Below are 20,516 nucleotides of genomic sequence, written 5' to 3' on the forward strand. Positions count from 1 at the left end.
ACGTTCGGACGAAAAACAGTGGCAAGCGTCCTCCCCGGCCCTATCTCCCGCGTCACATGACCACTTATGATACGGCAGAGGCGGCGGTGACCGCGATCGCGGGCGACCGCGCCACCCTGAGGATGGACGGCACGCGCGCCGGCGTCGTGCTCGATGCGACTGGCCTGTCCGCCCCCGAACGTGACGATATGGAGGCCGCGCTGCGTACCGCGCTGACCGGCCGCGCAGGGGTGACGGAGGTCCGCATCGTCGCCACCGCCGAACGCTCCGCCCGCGCACTGATCGCCGTCGCCAGCGGCAAGGGCGGCGTCGGCAAGTCGACCATCGCCGCCAACCTCGCCATTGCGCTGTCGCGCGCCGGTCGCCGCGTCGGCATGGTCGACGCCGACATCTACGGCCCTTCGCAACCGCGCCTGCTCGGCGTCGAGGGCACCCGCCCGGAAGCGCTCGACAAGCAACTCATCCCCGTCCTCACGCCCTACGGGGTTCCCCTGCTGTCGATGGGCCAGCTCGTCGAACCCGGCCGCGCGATCGCGTGGCGCGGGCCGATGGCGGCGGGCGCGCTCGGCCAGCTGGTGGAGGGCGCGTGGGGCCGCGCCGATACGCTCGTCCTCGACCTGCCACCCGGCACCGGTGACGTGCAGTTGACGATGGTCCAGAAATACCGCCCCGCCGGCGCAGTGATTGTGTCGACGCCGCAGGACCTGTCGCTGATCGACGCCACTCGCGCGATCGACCTGTTTCAGAAGGCAGGCATCCCGATCATTGGCCTGATCGAAAACATGGCCGGCTATATCTGCCCGCATTGCCATGAGATTTCTGATCCGTTCGGCCTAGGTGGCGCAGAGGCGGCGGCCGCCGATCTCGGCATCCCGTTCCTCGGCCGCATTCCCTTGACCGGATCGATCCGCGCCGCGTCCGACGCAGGTAAGCCCCCCGCAGCGGACCCGGGCGACGCAGTGTTCGCCCCGATCGCCGCGATCGTCGACGCCTGGCTCCGACTGCCGCCCCCGGCGCAACCGGCGGTCGCCGCACCGCGTTGAGCGGACGACACAGGAGTCTCGCCATGCCCCTCACCGCCGACGCCGATATCAAGGACCTGCTGGAGTCCGCCCGCACGATCGCGCTGGTCGGCGCCTCGGACCGGCCGAACCGTCCCTCCTACGGCGTCATGGCCGCGCTCCAGCGCCACGGCTACCGCGTGATACCCGTCAACCCGCAGATCACCGGCGAGCACATCCACGGCGAGTTCGTCTTCCGCGAGCTTGCCCAGCTGGGCGATCCGATCGACATCGTCGACATCTTCCGCAATTCGGACGCCGCGGGAGAGGCCGTGGATCAGGCGATTGCGATCGGCGCGAAGGCAGTGTGGATGCAGCTCGGCGTCGTAAATCAAGCCGCCGCCGCCCGCGCCGAAGCCGCCGGTCTGAAGGTGGTGATGGACCGCTGCCCGGCGATCGACATTCCCCGCCTCGGCGTAGCGCCGGTCGCCTGACGCTTTACCGCGGCGTTCCTAGCGGGCAGGCTTGCCGCTCCCGACCGGAGCGCCCCCGATGAGTTTCGCCGCGATCATCCTCTCGCTTCAGGCCGGTACGCCCGGCGCCGCGCCCGAGCGCTTCTCGATCCTCGCGCCCGTGCAAACCGAGCCCTGCAAGCGCCAGCCTCCGCCGACGCCCGAGGAGGTCGTCGTCTGCGCCACCGTCATCCCGACGCAACGGCTGCCGCTGCCCTCGGAGCGTGGGCCGCCCGATCGACCGACGCCGATCAACCCCTATCTGCGTCCCGATGTCGCGATGAACGCCACCGCCGCCCCCTGCGCCACGGTGCAGGGCGGATGTCAGGTCGGCGTCGACATGATCGGCGGCGGTGTCGCGGCGGTCCGGCTGCTCGGCAAACTCATCGACCCGAACAGCTGCTGCGACGAACCCGGTCAGGCGACCAACCCCGTGGCCCTCGTCCGCGACATTGCCGGCAGCCTGAAGGGCAAGAAGAAAGTCGACAAATCCAACCGCGTCGCCATCCCGCTCGACGATCCGCCTGCGCCGCGGGTCGGCGCGACGGTTCCAGCGACGCCCTAATGCTTCTGACTCCCTCCCCTGCAAGGGGAGGGCTGGGGTGGGGTGGAACCTTGGATCCGCCCCCTCGGAGAAGCTCTCCCAAGATGGGGTAGACCCGGGGCTGTACGTCTTCCCGCGAACGCCGGATCCCGTGGACCAAGCAGCACTACGAGCAGCCGACGACAACACTGGCCTCTTGCCTGCGCGGAAGAACAGTACGCACCTCCCTCACGACCTCACCCCAGAATATGCATCCACAGCGGCGACCCCGCCACGCTCGGCGAACCACGCAACCGCTCCAGCGCCTGCGCCACGCTTCGCTCCGGTCCTTCATGCGTGACGATCGCGACCAGCACATGCCCGTCCGCAGTCGCGCCACGCTGGATCAGGCTCTCGATCGACACGCCGGCATCGCGCATCGCTGCCGCGATCTCCGCCAGCACGCCGACCCGGTCCTCGACCAGGAAGCGTAGATACGCACGCCCGCGCCGCTCGCCCGCATCCGCGACCTCGGCGGCGACCAGCGACGCCGCCGGCATCGCGAACGGCGGGCCATATTCGCCCCGCGCGATATCGATCAGGTCCGCGACGACCGCGCTCGCGGTCGGCCCCTCGCCCGCTCCCGCGCCCTGCAACAGCAGCCGGCCGACGAAATTGCCCTCCGCCACGACCGCGTTGGTCGATCCGGTGACATGCGCCAGCGGGTGGTCGATCGGCACCAGATGCGGATGCACGCGCTGGAACAGCCCCGCCTTGCCCGCTTCCGCCAGCCCGACCAGCCGCACGCGATATCCCAGCGCCGCCGCCTCCGCGATATCCGCGCCCAGCACGTGCCGGATACCGGTTGCCGCGACATGCTCGAACGCCGGCTGAGTCCCGAACGCCAGACTGGCGAGGATCGACAGTTTGTGCGCGGCGTCGATGCCGTCGATATCGAACGTCGGGTCCGCCTCTGCGAAGCCCAGCGCCTGCGCCTCCGCCAGCACCTCGGCGAAGTCGCGACCTTCCGCTTCCATCTTCGAAAGGATGAAATTGCAGGTGCCGTTGAGAATGCCGTAGACGCGGCCGATCTCGTTCGCCGCCGCGCCCTCGCGCAGGCCCTTGATGACCGGGATACCGCCCGCCACTGCCGCCTCGAACTTCAGCGCCGCGCCCGCCGCCTCCGCCGCCTGCGCCAGCTCCAGCCCGTGATGCGCCAGCATCGCCTTGTTGGCGGTGACGATGTGCCGCCCCTTCGCCAGCGTGGCCCGCGCCAGCGTCAGCGCCGGCCCGTCCGATCCACCGATCAGCTCGACCACCACGTCGACATCCGCCTGCTGCGCCAGCGCGCTCGTGTCGTCGATCCACTGGAAGCGCGACAGGTCGATGCCACGGTCCTTCGTGCGGTCGCGGGCGGACACCGCAACGACCTCGATCGGCCGCCCCGCGCGCCGCGTGATCAGCTCGCGATTGGCGTCCAGCAGCTTGACGACCCCGCCGCCCACCGTCCCCAGCCCGGCCAATGCCACCCGCAACGCGTCCGCCATGTCGTTCCCCCTTGAACCGCCGCCGCGCCTAGAGCGTCGCGGGGAGCGTGTCGAGAAGCGCGCATGGCGTACCCCCCATTCCCCCCCTGCAATGGGAGGTGGCAGCCCGCAGGGCTGACGGAGGGGTGACACGGCCAGCGTTGACACCCCTCCGGCGGTGCGCGCCACCTCCCCATTGCAGGGGAGGAACATCTGAAACCCTACGAACGCAAAGGGACACCACACCGGATTTGACGGTCCTACACGCACGCGACATGATATTCCCAGGTCCAGGTCACTCGGCGGTCACGTCGCACTTAACCCCAGCCGTAGACGCCATACGAACGCGAAGGTCACTCTCCTGCCCCACTCCGCCCGATCCGAAGACCGCGTCTACGCCGCCGCTACTCCATGCGAGGTGCAGACACCCTGCGGTCGCCTCCACTTCCTCCACTTCGGCCTGAGCCGACACCGCGCGAACACCTCCACTTCCTCCACTTCGCCCTCGATCCCGACAGGACAGGCATGACCGACACCGCCGTCACCGGCTCCGCACCAGCCACTCAGATGCGCGAACTCACCGTCCGCGGCATCGCGCTGGGCGGCATCATCACGCTGCTGTTCACCGCCGCAAACGTGTATCTGGGCCTGAAGGTCGGGCTGACCTTCGCCACCTCGATCCCCGCCGCGGTGATCTCAATGGCGATCCTGCGCTATCTGCCCGGCGCGACGATCCTGGAGAACAACATCGTCCAGACCGTCGCCTCGGCGGCGGGCACGCTGGCGGCGATCATCTTCGTCCTGCCCGGCCTCGTCATGATCGGCTGGTGGCAGGGTTTCCCCTATCTGACGACCGCGGCGATCACCGCGTTCGGCGGCATTCTCGGCGTCATGTTCTCCGTGCCGCTACGCCGCGCCCTCGTCCTCGATACGCCGCTCCCCTATCCGGAGGGCCGCGCCGCCGCGGAGGTGCTGAAGGTCGGTGCGGGAAGCCGTGAAGGCGCCGCCGAAAGCGCCCGCGGCCTGTGGGTGATCGTCTGGAGCGCGCTCGTCTCGGCCGGTTTCGCGATCCTGACCCAGACGCGCCTCGCCGCCGCCGAAGCCGCCCTGTGGTTTCGCGCCGGTAGCGGCGCGACCGGGATCGCCGGCGGGCTGTCGTTCGCGCTGATCGGCGCTGGTCACCTCGTGGGACTGTCGGTCGGCCTCGCCATGTTCGTCGGCATCATCGTCGGCTGGTGGATCGTGCTGCCGATCCTGACCGCCGCGTCGCCAATGCCCGCCGCCGATGTCGCGACCTGGGCCGGCACCGTGTTCCGCAGCGACGTGCGGTTCTTCGGTGCGGGCGTGATCGGCGTCGCCGCGATCTGGACTTTGGCGAAGATCATCGGCCCGGTCGTGGGCGGTGTCCGCTCCGCGCTTGCCGCGTCGAAGGCGAAGCGCGGCGGTGTAATCGTCGACGTGACGGAGCGCGACCTGCCGATCGGCCTCGTCTTTATCGTGTCGCTGGGGATGCTGGTGCCGATCGGCATCCTGCTCTGGACCGTCATCGCCGGTGGGCCGCTGGCCGGGTCTGCGGTGCCGCTGATCGCCGGCGCGCTGGTGTTCGTGCTGGTCATCGGCCTCGTGATCGCGGCCGTCTGCGGCTACATGGCCGGCCTGATCGGCGCCTCGAACAGCCCGGTGTCCGGCATCGGCATCCTGTCGGTCCTCGCCGCCAGCCTGATGCTCGTCGGCCTGTTCGGGCGCGGCACGCCGCCCGAAACCACACAGGCGCTGGTCGCCTATGCGCTGATCGTCACCGGCATCGTGTTCGGCGTCGCGACCATCTCCAACGACAATCTTCAGGATCTGAAGACCGGCCAGCTCGTCGGCGCGACCCCGTGGAAACAGCAGGTGGCGCTGATCTTCGGCGTCATCTTCGGCTCGATCGTCGTGCCGCCGGTCCTCAACCTGCTCGGCAGCACGCTGGGCTTCGTCGGCGCACCGGGAGCCGGCCCCAATGCGCTGGCCGCGCCCCAGGCGGCGCTGATCTCCGCGCTCGCGAAGGGCGTGCTGGGCGGCGATCTCAACTGGGCGATGATCGGCTGGGGCGCATTGGCGGGCGCGATCATGGTCGTCGTGGACGAACTGCTCGGCCGCGCCGGCCGCCTGCGCCTGCCCCCGCTCGGCATCGGCCTTGGTGTCTACCTGCCGATGACGGTGACGTTGCCGGTCGTGCTCGGCGCGGTGATCGGTTCCGTCTACGATCGCTGGGCGAAGCGCCAGAGCGACCCGGAGGCGGCCGAGCGGTTCGGCGTGCTGGCCGCGACGGGCATGATCGTCGGCGAAAGCCTGTGGGGCGTGGCCTTCGCCGGCCTCGTCTATGCGACCAACTCGGACGCACCGCTGGCACTCGTCGGGTCGGCATGGGAACCCGTCGCGCTCATCGGCGGCACGATCCTGTTCCTCGCGCTCGTCGCCCTCCTCTACCGCTACGCGCGGAGGGTGGCGGCGGCCTGAGCCGTCATCGTTCGCAGCGTTTGCCGGTGTCCTTGCACAGCCGCGCCGCGACGGTCTTCTTCAGGTCCATCTCGCCCAGCGTCTGCATCGCCTGCGCGATTGCCGCAGGTGTCGCCTGGCGCAGGCGCTGGGTCGCCGGCATCTCGGCATTGCGGACCAGCACACGCAGGTCGGCGAGCGACAGCTTCGCGGCATAGGCCCGGCCCAGCGCGACGATCAGTTTCTCGCGCCCCCGTGCCCCCTCCTCATGCCCGATCGCGAACAGCCGCGTCCGCTCCGCCGCCGACAGATCGGGCGTCTCGCCGGCCAACTCGTTGAGATCGCTTTCGACCAACATCGGAATCATCGTCGCGAGCGTCCCGGTTTCCGCCAGCCGCCGCCCCAGCGTCTCCGCCTCCGACAAGGCAGCGCCGGGGGCCGCAACCTGCAACAGCAACGCCAGCAGCATCACATCCGCTCCAGCAGATCCCCGATCGCCACGAACGCGAACCCGATTGAACTGTCCGCGATCCCGTACGGCAGGAACAGCGCGTCGCCATGCCGGATCGCCCCGCACGAATACACGACGTTGGGCACGTAACCCTCGCGGTCCTGATCCTTCGCCGCCAGCAGCGGCTCCGACGTGCGACCGATCACCTTCGACGGATCGTCCTTGTCCAGCAGCACCGCACCGATCGAATACTTCCGCATCGCCCCGACACCGTGGGTCAGCAGCAGCCAGCCCTCGTCCAGCTCGATCGGCGGACCGCAATTGCCGATCTGCACCAGTTCCCACGGATATTCCGGCACAAGGATCTTCGCGCCGTCCTCCCAGTGAGTCAGGTCGTCCGACTTCAGCAGGAACAGGTTCTCGCCGTCCGACCGGCCAATCATCATATACTGGCCGTCGACCTTGCGCGGGAACAGCGCCATGCCCTTGTTGCGCGCAGCACCGCCCGTCATCGGCACCAGGTCGAACGCGCGGAAGTCACGCGTCCGCATCAGCTCCGACTGGATCTGCGAGCCGTTATAGGCGGTGTAAGTCCCGATCCATTCGAACGTGCCGTCTTCATGCTGGAACCGCACGATGCGCAGGTCTTCCAACCCCTTCGACTGCGCCGCCGTGATCGGGAAGATCACCGTGCCCGACAGCGTGGAGTCGCGGTGGCGATACACCGTCACCGGACCCTCCGGCATCTCCTCGCGGTCGCTGCCAACCGCGTCGGTGGCCGTCGCGAACGGCGGCTCGGGCGCGAGTTGCAGTTCATGCTGGTCGGTGATGATCCCTTCGCGAAACGCCACCGAGGAGATGTGCCCCTCGCCCACTGCGCGCATCGACATCAGGATGCGCAGGCTGCCCGGCGGCATGCCCGACTGGTCGAAATGCGGTACCGCACTGGGGTTCATCAGCGCCGCGGCGGCATAGCTATACTCGTGACAGAAATAGGCGCCGATCAGCTGCCGCTTCTCGTCGCCGATCTCGCTGCCGTCGAGGCCGAGCATTTCCTCGATCTCGTCGTATCGCGTCATGAACACACGCCGCGTCTGCCAGTGTCGCGCCTCGAAATCCTTGAGGACGACCTCCAGCTCTTCACGCGCCTGTGCACCGTCCATTTGCAGAACTTCGGCGACGAGCCGCTCGGTTCGGCTGGGTGCAGCGCCGTTCCCGCCGCTCCAGGCGATGTGGAAGGGCCTCACCACCACGCGGGACGGATCGGCGTGCAGGCGCATTTCGTGAGTGAACAGGTTCATGCGATTCCGGACCCTCGCTCCCGGCAGACGATGGTCACCACGCTGCCGGTCCTCGAAGGCCCGGTACTCACGCGGCGGCGAGCGTCGTCCCTGCCACGTCGGCCCGTGGCTGCGATAGCCCCCAAATCGCACAACTCGCCAGTTGCAGCGCCAGGATCGACTCCGCGCCCTGGTTGCGATTGAGGCCGGTCGGCATCAGTCCGTCGAAACACCCCCCGTCCGCCGCCGTCGCCAGCGGCAGATCGAGATCGTTCAACCCCATGAACCAGCCATAGGCGCGCTCGGCCTCCGCCACCCAACGGCGATCGCCCGTAGCCTCGAATGCGGAGACACACGCCTCGACGGTCGCCTGAGCCTCCAGCGGCTGCTGATCGAACTGCAACGGCTCGGCATAGGGTCGAAAGAAGCTCTCGGTGCCCACCGCGCGAAAGCGTCCTTCGGGAGACGTCTGCTTGCCGCAGATCCACTCGAGCGTCGACAGGCCGCACTGGACAAGGTCGTCGCGACCGAGTGCCCGGCCGGCTCGGATCAGCGCCTCCGGAAGGCGGGCATTGTCGTAGGCCAGCACGATTTCGAACCACTGCCATTCCGGCCGCCGCGCCTCTTCGAGCAGGCTCAGCAGCGACGCCGCATGCTGCGTCAGGATTTCCAGCGACAACACATGGCCCGGCTTCGCGTCGAGGATCGCCGCCGCGCCCAGCATCGCAAACGCCTGCGCCCGCAACGAGCCCAGCTCCAGCGCCAGACTCGCGGTCGAGTCGAACATCGCCCCGGCCCAATCCCGGTGCTTGGCTTCGCGGGCGTCCCGCGCGACCATCCCGAGCGCCCACAACGTCCGACCGTTCGAATCCTCCGACCCGACATCCTCGCACCATCCGCGATCGAACCGCATGAAATTGCGGAAGCGGCGCTTGTCCGGGTTCCAAGCGTACTGGATGAACGAGGCGTAGATCGTCGTCCACTTGTCGCGGAGTACCGGGTCGAGATCGGGCATGCCGCTGACCAGGATCAGCGCACGGGCGTTGTCGTCGATGCAATAGCCGTGGCGACGGTCGGGCACCGAGTAGATCGAGTGCTGCAACATGCCCGTCGAATCGCTCATCCGTTCGACGGCGGCGAAATCGGGGGCGATGGCGCGAAAGGAAGGCAGCGACTTTACGATGCGCTCCGGCTTGTGAGCGACAGCGCGGACCGTCTCGGCCAGGATCGCTTCCGCGAGGCGCGGCCAGATCATCGTCCGGCCCCGCGCATAGGCCCGCTCCGCCAGCCGCTTGCGATCACGCTCGTTCGACAGCAGGCGATCCATTTCACGCGCGAACGCCGCGACGTCCTTGAAATCCACCAGCACGCCGTGCCCGTCCGCCAATATCTCGGTCGCATGGACATAGGGAGTGGAGATCACCGCCTTGCCGACGCCGACCGCATAGGACAACGTACCGCTCGTGATCTGCGCCGGGTTCAGATATGGCGTCGCGTAGATGTCCGCCGCCTCCAGGTAGCTGATCAGCTCGTCATGTTCGACGAAGCCGTCAACGAACGCGACGTTGTCGCTGACGCCCTTTTCCGCCGCCAGCGCCTTCAACCGATCGCGATACTTCTCGCCCTCGTGCGCCACGAGGTTCGGGTGCGTCGCGCCGAGCACGACGTACAGCAGGTTCGGATGCTTCTCCGCGACCGCCGGCAGCGCCTCGATGATCGTCTCGATGCCTTTGCTCGGCGCGAGTAGGCCGAACGTCAGCACGACCGGCCGCCCCTCCCAACCGAACCGTCCCTTGCGCGACGCGGGATCGATCAGGTCGCGGTCGGGCACGCCGTGCGGGATCATTGTGATCTGGCGCGGATTGGCGCCGTACACGCGCTTCAGGATATCACGCCCACGCTCCGCCATCACGATCACGCGCGATGCACGACGCAACAGGCCCTCCATCACGCGCCGCTCGTCGGGGCTGGGTTTCTCCAGCACGGTGTGCAGCGTCACGATCAGCGGCAGGGTGGTCCGGTCCAGCAGCGCGAGGATATGCTCCCCCGCCGGGCCGCCATAGATGCCGTATTCATGCTGGAGCCAGATCGCCTGCGCGCCGCTCGATTCGATCACCCGCGCCGTATCGATATAGGCGGACAGTTCGTTCTGCGGGATCGCCCCCGTCACCGCGTCGGGATAATCGTAGTGGCCGGGATGATCGTCCATCGCGTAGACGTCGAGGGCGATGTCGGGAAAACGATCGCGAACAGCGGTGTAGACGTCGGTCGTGAACGTCGCCAATCCACATTGCCGCGGCAGAAAGTTGCCGATCATGACGAGATGATCGATCGTGGCCGCGGCTGCTTCTACCATCGTATTTCCCTCGCTAGGTGCATCGGCGACTCCCGGTCTGCCTGCTACAACTGGCATAAACCATTCATCGGAGGGAAAGTTTCGTGGAAGTCGCTGCAGCGCAACAATAATATGCTGCGCTGCATGACACGCCCGTCATCGAACAGAGTCATCCACGGCCGCGGTAAGGTGCAACCCCCTGATCCGGGAGCCACAAATCGGCCGGCGGCGCGGACGACTGCCAGAACACGTCGATCGGGATACCGCCGCGCGGATACCAATAGCCACCGATCCGCAGCCAAACGGGCTTCATTTCGTCGAACAGCCGCTCGCCGATTCCCACCGTGCAATCCTCGTGGAACGCGGCATGATTGCGGAAACTGCCCAGGAACAGCTTCAGCGATTTCGACTCCACGATCGTCTCGCCGGGCACGTAATCGATCACCAGATGCGCGAAGTCGGGCTGTCCCGTCACCGGGCACAGGCTGGTGAACTCGGGGGCCGCGAACCGCACCAGATAGGTACGGCCGGGCCGCGGATTGGGAACATAGTCGAGCACCGCCGCTTCGGGGGATGCGGGCAGCGCGCTGGTCTGGCCGAGATGCATGGGGGTCATGTCCCCGCACATAGGAAGATGATGCCCGCATGAAAACGCTCGTGCCGATTCTCGGCGATCAATTGTCGCCGACTATGGCCTCGCTTCGCGGCCAGAACCCGGCCGACACGGTCGTTCTGATGGTCGAGGTCGCGGAGGAGACGACCTACGTCCGCCATCATAAACAGAAGCTCGCCTACATCCTGTCGGCGATGCGCCACCACGCCGATGCACTGCACGACGCCGGCTGGACGGTCGATTACACGGCGCTCGACGCCCCCGACAACGCCGGCAGCTTCACCGGCGAGCTCGCCCGCGCGATCCAGCGTCACGATCCCGACCGCATCGCCGTCACCGAAGCCGGCGAGTGGCGCGTCCGCGCGATGATCGACGGGTGGGAGACGATCTTCGGCATCCCCGTCGATATCCACCCCGACGACCGCTTCGTCGCCACGCATGCGGAGTTCGACGCCTGGGCGGAGAACCGCCGCGAACTGACGATGGAGTTCTTCTACCGCGACATGCGCCGCAAGACGGGCCTGCTGATGGAAAGCGACAAACCCAACGCCAAACCGGTCGGCGGCCGCTGGAACTTCGACAAGGACAATCGCAAGCCGGCCAAGGCCGACCTGCTCATGCCCCGCCCCCTCGCCTTCGCGCCCGACGCGATCACGCGAGACGTGATCGCGATGATCGCCGAACGTTTCCCCGATCATCCCGGCTCGCTCGACGGATTCGACTGGGCCGTCACCGCCGCCGATGCCGAGCGTCAGGCGGATATGTTCTTCCGCCACGCCCTCCCACAGTTCGGCGATTACGAGGATGCGATGCTGACCGGCGAGCGCCACCTCTGGCACTCGATCCTGTCGCCCTACATCAATTCCGGCCTGCTCGACCCGATCGATCTGTGCCGCCGGGCGGAGGCGGAATATCATGCCGGCCGCGCACCGCTGAATTCCGTCGAGGGCTATGTCCGCCAGATCATCGGCTGGCGCGAATATATGCGCGGAATCTATTGGCGCGAGGGGCCGGACTATGTCGATCGCAACCACCTCGATCACCGCCGCCCGCTGCCCGCATGGTACTGGACCGGCGAGACCGAGATGCACTGCCTGCGCGAGTCGATCGGTCAGACGCTTGCCACCGCACACGCCCACCACATCCAGCGGCTGATGGTCACCGGCAATTTCGCGCTGCTGATCGGCGCCGATCCGAAGGCGGTCCACCTCTGGTATCTGGAGGTCTATGTCGACGCGTACGAATGGGTCGAATTGCCGAACACGCTGGGTATGAGCCAGTTCGGCGACGGCGGCCTCGTGGGGTCGAAACCCTATGTCTCGTCGGGTGCGTATATCGACCGGATGTCCGATTATTGCCGCCACTGTCGTTACGACGTGAAGCAGCGGGTCGGACCGGATGCGTGTCCGTTCAACGCCTTGTACTGGGACTTCCTGGCACGGCACCGGGAAACGCTCGGCCGCAATCCGCGCCTCGCGATGCCGTACCGCACCTGGGACAAACAGCCGGCCGATGCACAGGCCGCGACCCGCGATCAAGCCGCTGCGTTCCTCGATACGCTCGACGCCAGCGGTCCGCCCTACTGATCGTCCGCCACCCTTCGACAAACCCCTCGGCCATCCGCTAGAGGCGCGCATATGGACTCCCTCGTCACGACCGAATGGCTCGCATCATCGCTGGGCCAGGGCGACCTGCGCATCGCCGATGCCACCCTGCTCGACCCTTCGCTGGGACGCGACGCCCGCGCGGAGTTCGAGGCCGGTCACATCCCCGGCGCAGTGTTCCTGGACCTTGCCGAACTTCGCGACACCGACTCGCCGCTCCCGAACACCCTGCCCGGACCCGCCAAGGTCGCTAGCCGCCTCGGCAAGCTCGGCCTCGGCGATGGCACCCGCATCGTCCTCTACGACGATGCCCCGTGGAAGAGCGCGGCCCGCGCGTGGTGGCTGATCCGCGGGTACGGCATCGGCAGCGTCGCGATCCTCGACGGCGGCCTCGCCAAATGGCGCGCCGAGGGTCGCGCGCTGGAGGCGGGACCGCATGATGCGAAACCCCGCCACGCGACGCCGCAATGGAACGAGGCGCGGCTGCGCACCCTCGCCCAGATGAAGGGCAATCTCGCCACCGGTGCGGAACAGGTGATCGACGCGCGCAGCGCCACCCGCTTCACCGGCGAAGAACCCGATCCGCACGGCGCCGCGCCCGGCCATATACCCGGCGCGCTTAGCCTTCCCTATCCGCGCCTGTTCGAGGCGGACGGCACGTGGAAGCGCGGTGCGGCATTGTCCGCGGCGTTCGAGGCGGCGGGGGTCGATTTGAACGCACCGATGGCGATGACCTGCGGCTCCGGCGTGACCGCCGCCGTGCTGGCATTCGGCGCGCATCTGCTCGGTCGCGAGGCATCGCTCTACGACGGCAGCTGGACCGAATGGGGCAGCGACTCCTCCACTCTCAAGGCGACGGGCGAAGCATGAACGATCGCGACGATACGAAGCCCGCGACGAAGGTCGTCACCGCGGGCCGCCGCAAGGAATGGACCTCGGGGATCGTCAACCCGCCGGTGTGGCGGGCATCCACGATCCTGTACGACGATGTCGCCCATCTGCGCGCTGCGGCCGGTCGCGATACCCATCATCGCCTGTTCTACGGACGGCGCGGTACACCGACGCAGTGGTCGCTGGCCGACGCGCTGACCGAGCTGGAGCCGGGCGCGGAAGGCACCTTCCTCTATCCGTCCGGCGTCGCTGCGGTCGCCGCTGCGCTGCTCGCGGTCCTGTCGCCGGGCGACGAGCTGCTGCTGGTCGACAGCGCCTATGACCCCACGCGCGGTTTCGCCACCGGCCTGCTCCGGCGCTTCGGGATCACCACCAGCTTCTACGATCCGATGATCGGCACTGGCATCGCCGACCTGATCGGCCCGAACACGCGCGCGATCTTCATGGAAAGTCCGGGCAGCCTGACTTTCGAGGTGCAGGATATTCCCGCGATCGTCGCCGTCGCCAAGGCGCACGGCATCGCGACCCTGCTCGACAATACCTGGGCGACGCCACTGTTCTTCCCGGCCATCGCCCGCGGCATCGACTATACGATCCTCGCCTGCACCAAATATGTTGTCGGTCATTCGGACGCGATGCTCGGCTCCGTCACCGCCGGTCCCGGCCGCTTCGCCGCCCTGCGCGACACCAGCTTCCAGCTTGGCCAGCATGTCGCCCCCGACGATGCCTTCCTCGGCAGTCGCGGACTCCGCACGATGGCCGTCCGCCTGCGCCAGCATCAGGAGAGCGCGCTTGCGATTGCAGGCTGGCTCGACACGCGGCCGGAAGTGTCGGCGGTATACCACCCCGCGTTGCCGAACTGCCCCGGCCATGAGAATTTCGTGCGGGATTTCGCCGGTTCCAGCGGCCTGTTCTCGTTCGCCTTCGCGGGCGGGGACGACGCCGCACGCACCGCCTTCATCGATACGCTCGACCTGTTCGGTATCGGCTACAGCTGGGGCGGCTATGAGAGCCTCGCGATCCCGATCGATCCTCAGCGCCACCGCAGCGTCACGACGCGCGCCGACACCGGCTTGCTGGTGCGCATTCAGGTCGGGCTGGAAGACACAAGCGACCTGATTGCCGATCTGGAGCGCGGATTTGCGGCGTGGGGGGCCGCAGCCACAGTCTAGGCTGTTGCGGGTTCGCAACATATGATCGTTTTAACTTGGCATCGTGCACGATTGTTCTTGTGCGTTGCAACAGCGGCTGGCAGTCAGCGGGTCCCGGCGAGTAGATCGCAAGACGGCCTTTCGACAGGCCGGACACACGCGGCGTTCCCGGGAAGCAGGCGGAGCAATCGGTTTCATCCCAAAAGGGGAATACGATGCGCTTCTCGCACCTTCTCGTTGGCGGTCTTTCGCTCGTCGCCGCTTCGCCCGCTCTGGCGCAAGACGACACCGCCCCGCCACCGCCCGTTACGATCAGCGGCTCCGCCGCCATCGTATCCGACTACCGTTTCCGCGGCGTCTCGCAGTCCGACGAGGATGTCGCGGTGCAGGCTGGCGTCACCATCTCGCATGAGAGCGGCCTGTATGGCGGCTTCTGGGGATCGAATCTCGCCGGTTGGGGCACGTTCGGCGGCGCGAACCTCGAACTCGACATCATCGGCGGCTACAAGTTCAAGCCCACCGAGGACGTGACGCTCGACGTCGGCGTCACCTATTATATGTATCCGGGCGGCGCCGATAAGACCGACTTCTTCGAACCCTATGCCAAGGTGTCCGGCTCGCTTGGGCCGGCGTCGCTGACCGCTGGCGTCGCCTATGCTCCCGCGCAGGAAGCGCTCGGCCGCTGGTACTTCACCGGTGCCGATGCAGCCGCCGGCGTCTACAATGATCCGGGCGACAAGGAGGACAATCTGTATCTCTGGGTCGATGCCGCGACCGCCCTGCCCAGCACGCCGTTCACGCTGAAAGGCCATGTCGGCTTTTCGGACGGCAATCGCGGGCTCGGTCCCAACGCCACCTCGGTCGCGCCGACCGGCAAGTATTTCGACTGGATGGTCGGGGTCGACACGACGTTCAAGAACCTGACGCTGGGCGTTTCCTATGTCGGCACCGACATCTCCGCGCGCGACGCCGAATATCTCCGCCCCAGCTTCAGCAACGGCCAGGACGGCAGCGGCAACATCGCCGACGGCACCTTCCTGTTCTCGCTCACCGCGGCATTCTAAAGCGGAAAACGTGGGCTGAATCTCCCCTCCCCTTCAGGGAGGGGAGCATCCGCGTGTACCTCGCTCGTGGAAGGACCCACCCGGCCCTTACTTGAAACGAAGGTAAGCCTGGGCCGAACCCACGCCATCAGGCCCGGAACGAAAAGGGGCGGCCTCCTCACGGAAGCCGCCCCCTTGACGCGTTACACCGGCGAAAGCCGGCGTCTTATTCAGTCGTGAGGCATCGGTGCGAGCCGTTCGTGCCGAGGTTGTCGAAGCACAGGTGGGACCCATGCCCTTCGACAGGCTCGGGGCGAACGGACATCAAGTCATCATGTCCAGCGCGGCAGCCCCGCCCCGTCGGACCAGACCGCGCGTCGATCCTACTGCGCCGTCGCTTTCGCGTCCGCGCCATCCGCGGCGGGGGCAGCGACGATGTCGCGCGTCGTCGTGCCCTTGTTGACGACATTCGTCTGGGGATCGCCGACCGACGAGCGGATACCGTTCTCCGCCGTGTCGCCACCAGCCTCCTCGACCACCGCCGACTCGGCGGCGCTACGCGGAGCCGTGCCGCCGAACAGCGCGTCCAGCGTCTGCGCCTGCGTCGATACATCCTGCGGGCGGGCGGCCCCCGGCTGCGGCGGCACCAGTGCGTAATCGGGCGGGATCACCAGCGGAGCCTGACGCGCGACTGCGAACTCGTCCGGCCGCGCCCGGTCGAGCGACTTGCCCGCGCAACCCGACAGGATCGAAGCGGCCCCGGCGACGAGGATGACGGACTTACGCATGGGAACTCTCCGTAGAAGGCTGGCGCTTGTCGCGAACCAGGAACGCGCGGATCAGCAGCGTCGCGACGCCCACCGTAATCGCCACGTCGGCGACATTGAAGACCAAAAAGGGACGCCAGTCGCCGATGTGCAGATCGGCATAGTCGACGACGCAGCGGGGCGAACGAAACAGGCGATCGGCAATGTTTCCCAGTGCCCCGCCCAGCACCGCACCCAGCGCCAATTGGTCGATCCGGTTCGTCTCGCGCAGCATCCACACAAACACGCCGATCGAGATCGCGCCGGTCAGCGCGACCAGCACCCACGGCCACCACGCCTCGTCGCCGTGCAACAGCCCGAGCGACACGCCGCAATTGGCGACGTAGCGCAGGTCGAAGAACGACGTGATCGTACGATAGGCGGACAGGTAGTTCAGCCCCAGCGGACCCGTCACCCAGTATTTCACGACCTGATCGACGATCAGGACCGCAACCGCCAGTCCCAGCGCGGCGCGTGGCAGCGTGCGAGTCACGCCACCACCCCGGCGCAGCGGTCGCACAGCGACCCGTCGTCTGTGACCTCCGGCAGATGCCGCCAACAACGGCCGCATTTCCGATAATCGGTCCGTGCCACCGTCACGTCGTCGGCCTCGCGCACCGCGGCGACGATGAAGATCTCCGCCAGTTCGTCCACTGGCAACGGCGTCGACGACACCGTCACCTCCGCCTCCAGGCTGGAGCGGACCGTTTTCTCGCGGCGCAGCGGCTCGATCGCCTCGGTCACGGCGACGCGCAGCGCGCGTACCGCCTGCCACCGCGTCCCGAGCGGCGAGTCGCCGGGCACGTCCGGCAATTCCGGCCACTCGAGCAGATGCACCGAGCCGTCCGCGCTGGGGAAGCGCGCCTGCCACACTTCCTCGGCGGTGAAGCACAGCACCGGCGCAGCATAGCGGACCAGCGCGTGGAACAGCGTGTCGAGCACCGTCCGGTAACTGCGCCGCTTCACGCTGTCGTGCGCGTCGCAATACAGGCTGTCCTTGCGCACGTCGAAGAAGAACGCCGACAGGTCCTCGTTCGCGAAGTCGGTCAGCAGGCGGATGTAGCGGTTGAACTCATAACCCGTCGCGGCCTCGCGCAACTCCGTATCCAGCATTCCCAGCCGGTGCAGGATATACTGCTCCAGTTCGGGCATCTCGGCGACATCGACCGTTTCCGTTTCCGAATAACCGTCGAGCGCGCCGAGCAGATAGCGGAACGTGTTGCGCAGCTTGCGATAGGCATCGGAGGCCGTCGCCAGCACTTCCTTGCCGATGCGGACGTCGTCGAAATAGTCGGTCGACGCGACCCACATCCGCAGGATATCCGCGCCGCTTTCGCCGATGATCTTCAGCGGATCGACGACGTTGCCCAGTGACTTGGACATCTTGCGGCCCTTGTCGTCCAGGGCGAAGCCGTGGGTCAGCACGGCGTCGTACGGCGCGCGCCCGCGCGTGCCGCAGCTTTCCAGCAACGACGACTGGAACCAGCCGCGATGCTGGTCGGACCCTTCGAGATACAAATTCGCGCGCACGTCCGCGCCGTACCGCGCCTCGATCGTGAAGACGTGCGTGCAGCCCGAATCGAACCACACGTCCAGGATGTCGCGCTGCGGCTCGTAATCGGCGAGCACATGCGCATCGCCCAGCAGCATCTGATGATCCGCGGTGAACCACGCATCCGCCCCGCCCTCGCGAAACGCCGCGACGATGCGCGCGTTGACGGCAGGGTCGTTCAGATACTCGCCGGTCTGGCGGTGGACGTACAGCGCGATCGGCACGCCCCAGGCGCGCTGGCGGCTGATGACCCAGTCGGGCCGCCCCTCGACCATCGCCCGGATGCGGTTCTCGGCGCGCGCCGGCACCCACTGCGTCGCCGCGATCGCGTCCAGCGCGACCTCGCGTAGCGTCGCGCCGTTGCTGGCGGTGTCCGCCGCCTCGTCGCGCTCTGCATTGCGATCCATCGGGATGAACCATTGCGGCGTCGCGCGCTGGATCACCTTCGCCTTGGACCGCCACGAATGCGGATAGCTGTGCCTGAAATCGTCGGAGGCCGCGATCAGCGCGCCGGCTTCGCGCAGGTCCGAACAGATCGGCCCGTCCGCCGCGACGAACTTCTTGTTGATGACGGAGCCCTGCCCGCCCAGCCACGCCCAATCCGCGCGGTACATGCCGGCGCCGTCGACCGCGAAGACGGGATCGATGCCGTGCCGCTTGCACAGCAGGAAATCGTCCTCGCCGTGGTCCGGCGACATATGCACCAGACCCGTACCGGCATCGATCGTGACGAAGTCGCCTTCGAGGAACGGCCGCGGCTTCGCGAAGAACCCGCCCAGATGGTGCATCGGGTGACGCGCCGTCGCGCCCTCCAGCACCGGCCCCTTGGCCAGCGCCTCGAACGATTCCATGCCGATGCCGGTGCGCTTCGTAAAGGCCGGCAACAGCGGCTCCGCGACCAGATAGCGTTTGCCCTGATGGCCGAACACCAGATAATCGATCGCCGAACCATAGGCCAACGCCTGATTGACCGGGATGGTCCACGGCGTCGTCGTCCAGATCACCGCGATCGCCCCGACCAGCGGCGGATATTCCGGTGCCTCGACGATCTCGAACCCGACATCGATCTGGGTCGAGACGACATCCTCGTATTCGACCTCGGCCTCGGCCAGCGCGGTCTTCTCGACCGGCGACCACATCACCGGCTTGGCCCCGCGATACAGCTGACCCGATTCGGCGAACTTCAACAGCTCGCCGACGATCGCCGCCTCCGCGTCGTAATTCATCGTCAGATAGGGATCGGCCCAGTCGCCCATCACGCCCAGCCGCTCGAACTCGGCGCGCTGCACGCCTACCCACTTCTCGGCATAGGCGCGGCACTCGGCACGGAACTGGTCGACCGGCACGTCGTCCTTGTTCAGCTTCTTCGCGCGATACGCTTCCTCGACCTTCCACTCGATCGGCAGGCCGTGGCAGTCCCAGCCGGGTACGTACGGCGCATCCTTGCCGAGTAGGGTCTGGCTGCGGACGATGATGTCCTTCAGCACCTTGTTCATGGCGTGGCCCATGTGAATGTCGCCATTCGCATAGGGCGGGCCATCGTGCAGGATGAAGCGCTCGCGCCCCTCCCGCTCGCGTCGCAGCCGGTCGTACAGGCCGATGCGCGCCCAGCGATCGAGGATCGCCGGCTCCTTGGCGGCAAGGCCCGCCTTCATCGGAAAGTCGGTCTTCGGCAGGAAGACGGTATCGCGATAGTCCCTGGCGGAGTCGCGCGGAGTGTTGGGTGCGTCGGTCATGCGTTCCGCGCGCCTAGAACCTCCCGTGCCCGCGCGCAATCGGCGTCCATCTGCGCGATGAGCGCGTCCATGCCGTCGAACATCGCTTCCGGTCGCAGATATTCGATCAGTTCGACCTCAAGCGCCTGTCCGTACAGGTCTTCCGAGAAGTCGAAGAAGAACGGTTCCAGCAATTCCTTCAACGGAACGAATTGCGGCCGGATGCCCAGATTCGCCGCGCCGTCCAGCATCCGCCCGTCCGCCAGCCGTCCACGCACCGCATAGATGCCGTAGGCCGGGCGAATATACTTCCCCATCGACAGGTTCGCGGTCGGATAGCCGATCGTCCGCCCCACCTTGTCGCCGTGCTCGACCACGCCCTCGATCGCGAACGGCCGCGTCAGCAGGCGTGCCGCCGCCCGCGCCTCGCCCAGCCTCAGATGTGCGCGGATGCGGCTCGACGACACCGGTTCGCCGTCCAGCGACACCGCCGCGACGGCCGCGGCCTCGAACCCGTAATCACGGCCCAGTTCGGCGAGCAGGCCGACATTGCCGCCCTTCGACTTGCCGAAGGTGAAATCCTCGCCGGTCACGACGCCGCCGACCTTCAGATCCTCGACCAGACACCGGCGGACGAAATCCTGCGCGGTCAGCCCGGCCAGCACGCCGTCGAAATGAAAGACGACCATCGCATCCGCGCCCGCCGCCGCGAACAGCCGCTCGCGCTGGTCGAGCGTCGTCAGCCGGAACGGCGCGGCGTCGGGCATGAAATGGCGCACCGGATGCGGATCGAACGTCGCCACGAGCGCGGGGCGGCCAGCCTCCCGCGCACGCCGTACCGCCTCCCCCACCACCGCTTGGTGACCGAGATGGAAGCCATCGAAATTACCGAGCGCGACGATCCCGCCGGCGAGATGGGGCGGAATGGCCGAGCCGCCGTCGAGCCGCTGCATGCGCGGCGCTATACGGGCCGTGCCGCGCCGGGGATAGGGGTTTCGGGAGCGGCCAGTCGCGACCGGCGGAAGCTTATCCCGC

General features: G+C 67.4%; 17 protein-coding genes. 8 read left to right on the forward strand and 9 right to left on the reverse strand.

Translation table 11 applies throughout. The features are described from left to right. The first annotated feature begins 56 nt into the window (after nt 1-56). The 3 genes from ILT43_RS04470 to ILT43_RS04480 are packed head-to-tail and all read left to right on the forward strand — an operon-like array spanning nt 57 to nt 2,078. Nucleotides 57-1,043 carry an Mrp/NBP35 family ATP-binding protein gene (locus tag ILT43_RS04470; protein WP_204195398.1) on the forward strand — a complete coding sequence of 329 codons (987 nt, stop codon included), beginning with the start codon at nt 57-59 and terminating at the stop codon, nt 1,041-1,043. 23 nt (nt 1,044-1,066) lie between these two features. After that, nucleotides 1,067-1,495, forward strand: coding sequence for a CoA-binding protein (locus tag ILT43_RS04475; RefSeq protein WP_204195404.1), 429 nt, complete (start codon nt 1,067-1,069; stop codon nt 1,493-1,495). 58 nt (nt 1,496-1,553) lie between these two features. Then, the gene (locus tag ILT43_RS04480) at nt 1,554-2,078 is read left to right on the forward strand and encodes a hypothetical protein (RefSeq protein ID WP_204195414.1); all 525 of its coding nucleotides are present in this window, start codon (nt 1,554-1,556) and stop codon (nt 2,076-2,078) included. A 215-nt stretch (nt 2,079-2,293) separates the two neighbouring features. Here ILT43_RS04480 and ILT43_RS04485 read toward each other — a convergent pair whose 3' ends face one another. Further along, a complete protein-coding gene (locus ILT43_RS04485; protein WP_204195421.1) occupies nt 2,294-3,583 on the reverse strand; it encodes a homoserine dehydrogenase in 1,290 nt (429 codons plus the stop codon). 504 nt (nt 3,584-4,087) lie between these two features. Between ILT43_RS04485 and ILT43_RS04490 the strand changes: the two genes are divergently transcribed. Then, nucleotides 4,088-6,061: an OPT family oligopeptide transporter gene (locus ILT43_RS04490; RefSeq protein ID WP_204195423.1), complete on the forward strand. Its 1,974-nt coding sequence runs from the start codon at nt 4,088-4,090 to the stop codon at nt 6,059-6,061. Nucleotides 6,062-6,065: 4 nt separating this feature from the next. Here the strand turns inward: ILT43_RS04490 and ILT43_RS04495 are convergent, their stop codons facing one another. The 4 genes from ILT43_RS04495 to queF all read right to left on the reverse strand — a co-directional run bounded on the left by ILT43_RS04495 (nt 6,066) and on the right by queF (nt 10,722). Next, on the reverse strand, nt 6,066-6,509 hold the full coding sequence (locus ILT43_RS04495; RefSeq protein WP_204195430.1) for a hypothetical protein: 444 nt from the start codon (nt 6,507-6,509) through the stop codon (nt 6,066-6,068). Then, nucleotides 6,509-7,792: a glycoside hydrolase family 130 protein gene (locus ILT43_RS04500; RefSeq protein ID WP_204195432.1), complete on the reverse strand. Its 1,284-nt coding sequence runs from the start codon at nt 7,790-7,792 to the stop codon at nt 6,509-6,511. Before ILT43_RS04500 ends, ILT43_RS04495 begins: the two co-directional genes overlap by 1 nt. Before the next feature lie 67 nt (nt 7,793-7,859). Beyond that, nucleotides 7,860-10,127, reverse strand: coding sequence for a glycosyltransferase family 4 protein (locus ILT43_RS04505; RefSeq protein ID WP_204195438.1), 2,268 nt, complete (start codon nt 10,125-10,127; stop codon nt 7,860-7,862). Between the two features lie 148 nt (nt 10,128-10,275). Then, nucleotides 10,276-10,722 (reverse strand): preQ(1) synthase, encoded by a 447-nt coding sequence (gene queF / locus ILT43_RS04510; protein ID WP_204195447.1) that lies wholly within the window; start codon nt 10,720-10,722, stop codon nt 10,276-10,278. 29 nt (nt 10,723-10,751) lie between these two features. On the opposite strand from queF, the gene ILT43_RS04515 reads away from it, so the two are divergent. The 4 genes from ILT43_RS04515 (at nt 10,752) to ILT43_RS04530 (ending at nt 15,429) form a co-directional block, all read left to right on the forward strand. Next, a complete protein-coding gene (locus tag ILT43_RS04515; protein ID WP_204195457.1) occupies nt 10,752-12,305 on the forward strand; it encodes a cryptochrome/photolyase family protein in 1,554 nt (517 codons plus the stop codon). Between the two features lie 51 nt (nt 12,306-12,356). Continuing rightward, nucleotides 12,357-13,193: a sulfurtransferase gene (locus ILT43_RS04520; protein WP_204195459.1), complete on the forward strand. Its 837-nt coding sequence runs from the start codon at nt 12,357-12,359 to the stop codon at nt 13,191-13,193. Beyond that, entirely contained in the window at nt 13,190-14,386 is a 1,197-nt protein-coding gene (gene metC, locus ILT43_RS04525) for a cystathionine beta-lyase (RefSeq protein WP_204195466.1), read from the forward strand. Before ILT43_RS04520 ends, metC begins: the two co-directional genes overlap by 4 nt. Before the next feature lie 194 nt (nt 14,387-14,580). Then, on the forward strand, nt 14,581-15,429 hold the full coding sequence (locus ILT43_RS04530; protein ID WP_204195474.1) for a TorF family putative porin: 849 nt from the start codon (nt 14,581-14,583) through the stop codon (nt 15,427-15,429). A 362-nt stretch (nt 15,430-15,791) separates the two neighbouring features. On the opposite strand, the gene ILT43_RS04535 is transcribed toward ILT43_RS04530, so the two are convergent. From ILT43_RS04535 to ILT43_RS04550, 4 genes are read right to left on the reverse strand one after another with little or no spacing between them, the layout of a single operon-like run. Next, nucleotides 15,792-16,196: a DUF3035 domain-containing protein gene (locus tag ILT43_RS04535; protein WP_204195486.1), complete on the reverse strand. Its 405-nt coding sequence runs from the start codon at nt 16,194-16,196 to the stop codon at nt 15,792-15,794. Next, entirely contained in the window at nt 16,189-16,707 is a 519-nt protein-coding gene (gene lspA, locus ILT43_RS04540) for a signal peptidase II (protein ID WP_204195499.1), read from the reverse strand. The genes ILT43_RS04535 and lspA overlap by 8 nt, the downstream gene beginning before the upstream one ends. Beyond that, nucleotides 16,704-19,502, reverse strand: coding sequence for an isoleucine--tRNA ligase (gene ileS, locus ILT43_RS04545; protein ID WP_204195500.1), 2,799 nt, complete (start codon nt 19,500-19,502; stop codon nt 16,704-16,706). The genes lspA and ileS overlap by 4 nt, the downstream gene beginning before the upstream one ends. Further along, on the reverse strand, nt 19,499-20,434 hold the full coding sequence (locus tag ILT43_RS04550) for a bifunctional riboflavin kinase/FAD synthetase (protein ID WP_204195501.1): 936 nt from the start codon (nt 20,432-20,434) through the stop codon (nt 19,499-19,501). The genes ileS and ILT43_RS04550 overlap by 4 nt, the downstream gene beginning before the upstream one ends. Nucleotides 20,435-20,516: the final 82 nt, after the last annotated feature.

It is taken from the genome of Sphingomonas longa, from assembly GCF_016892685.1.
Lineage (GTDB): Bacteria > Pseudomonadota > Alphaproteobacteria > Sphingomonadales > Sphingomonadaceae > Sphingomonas > Sphingomonas longa.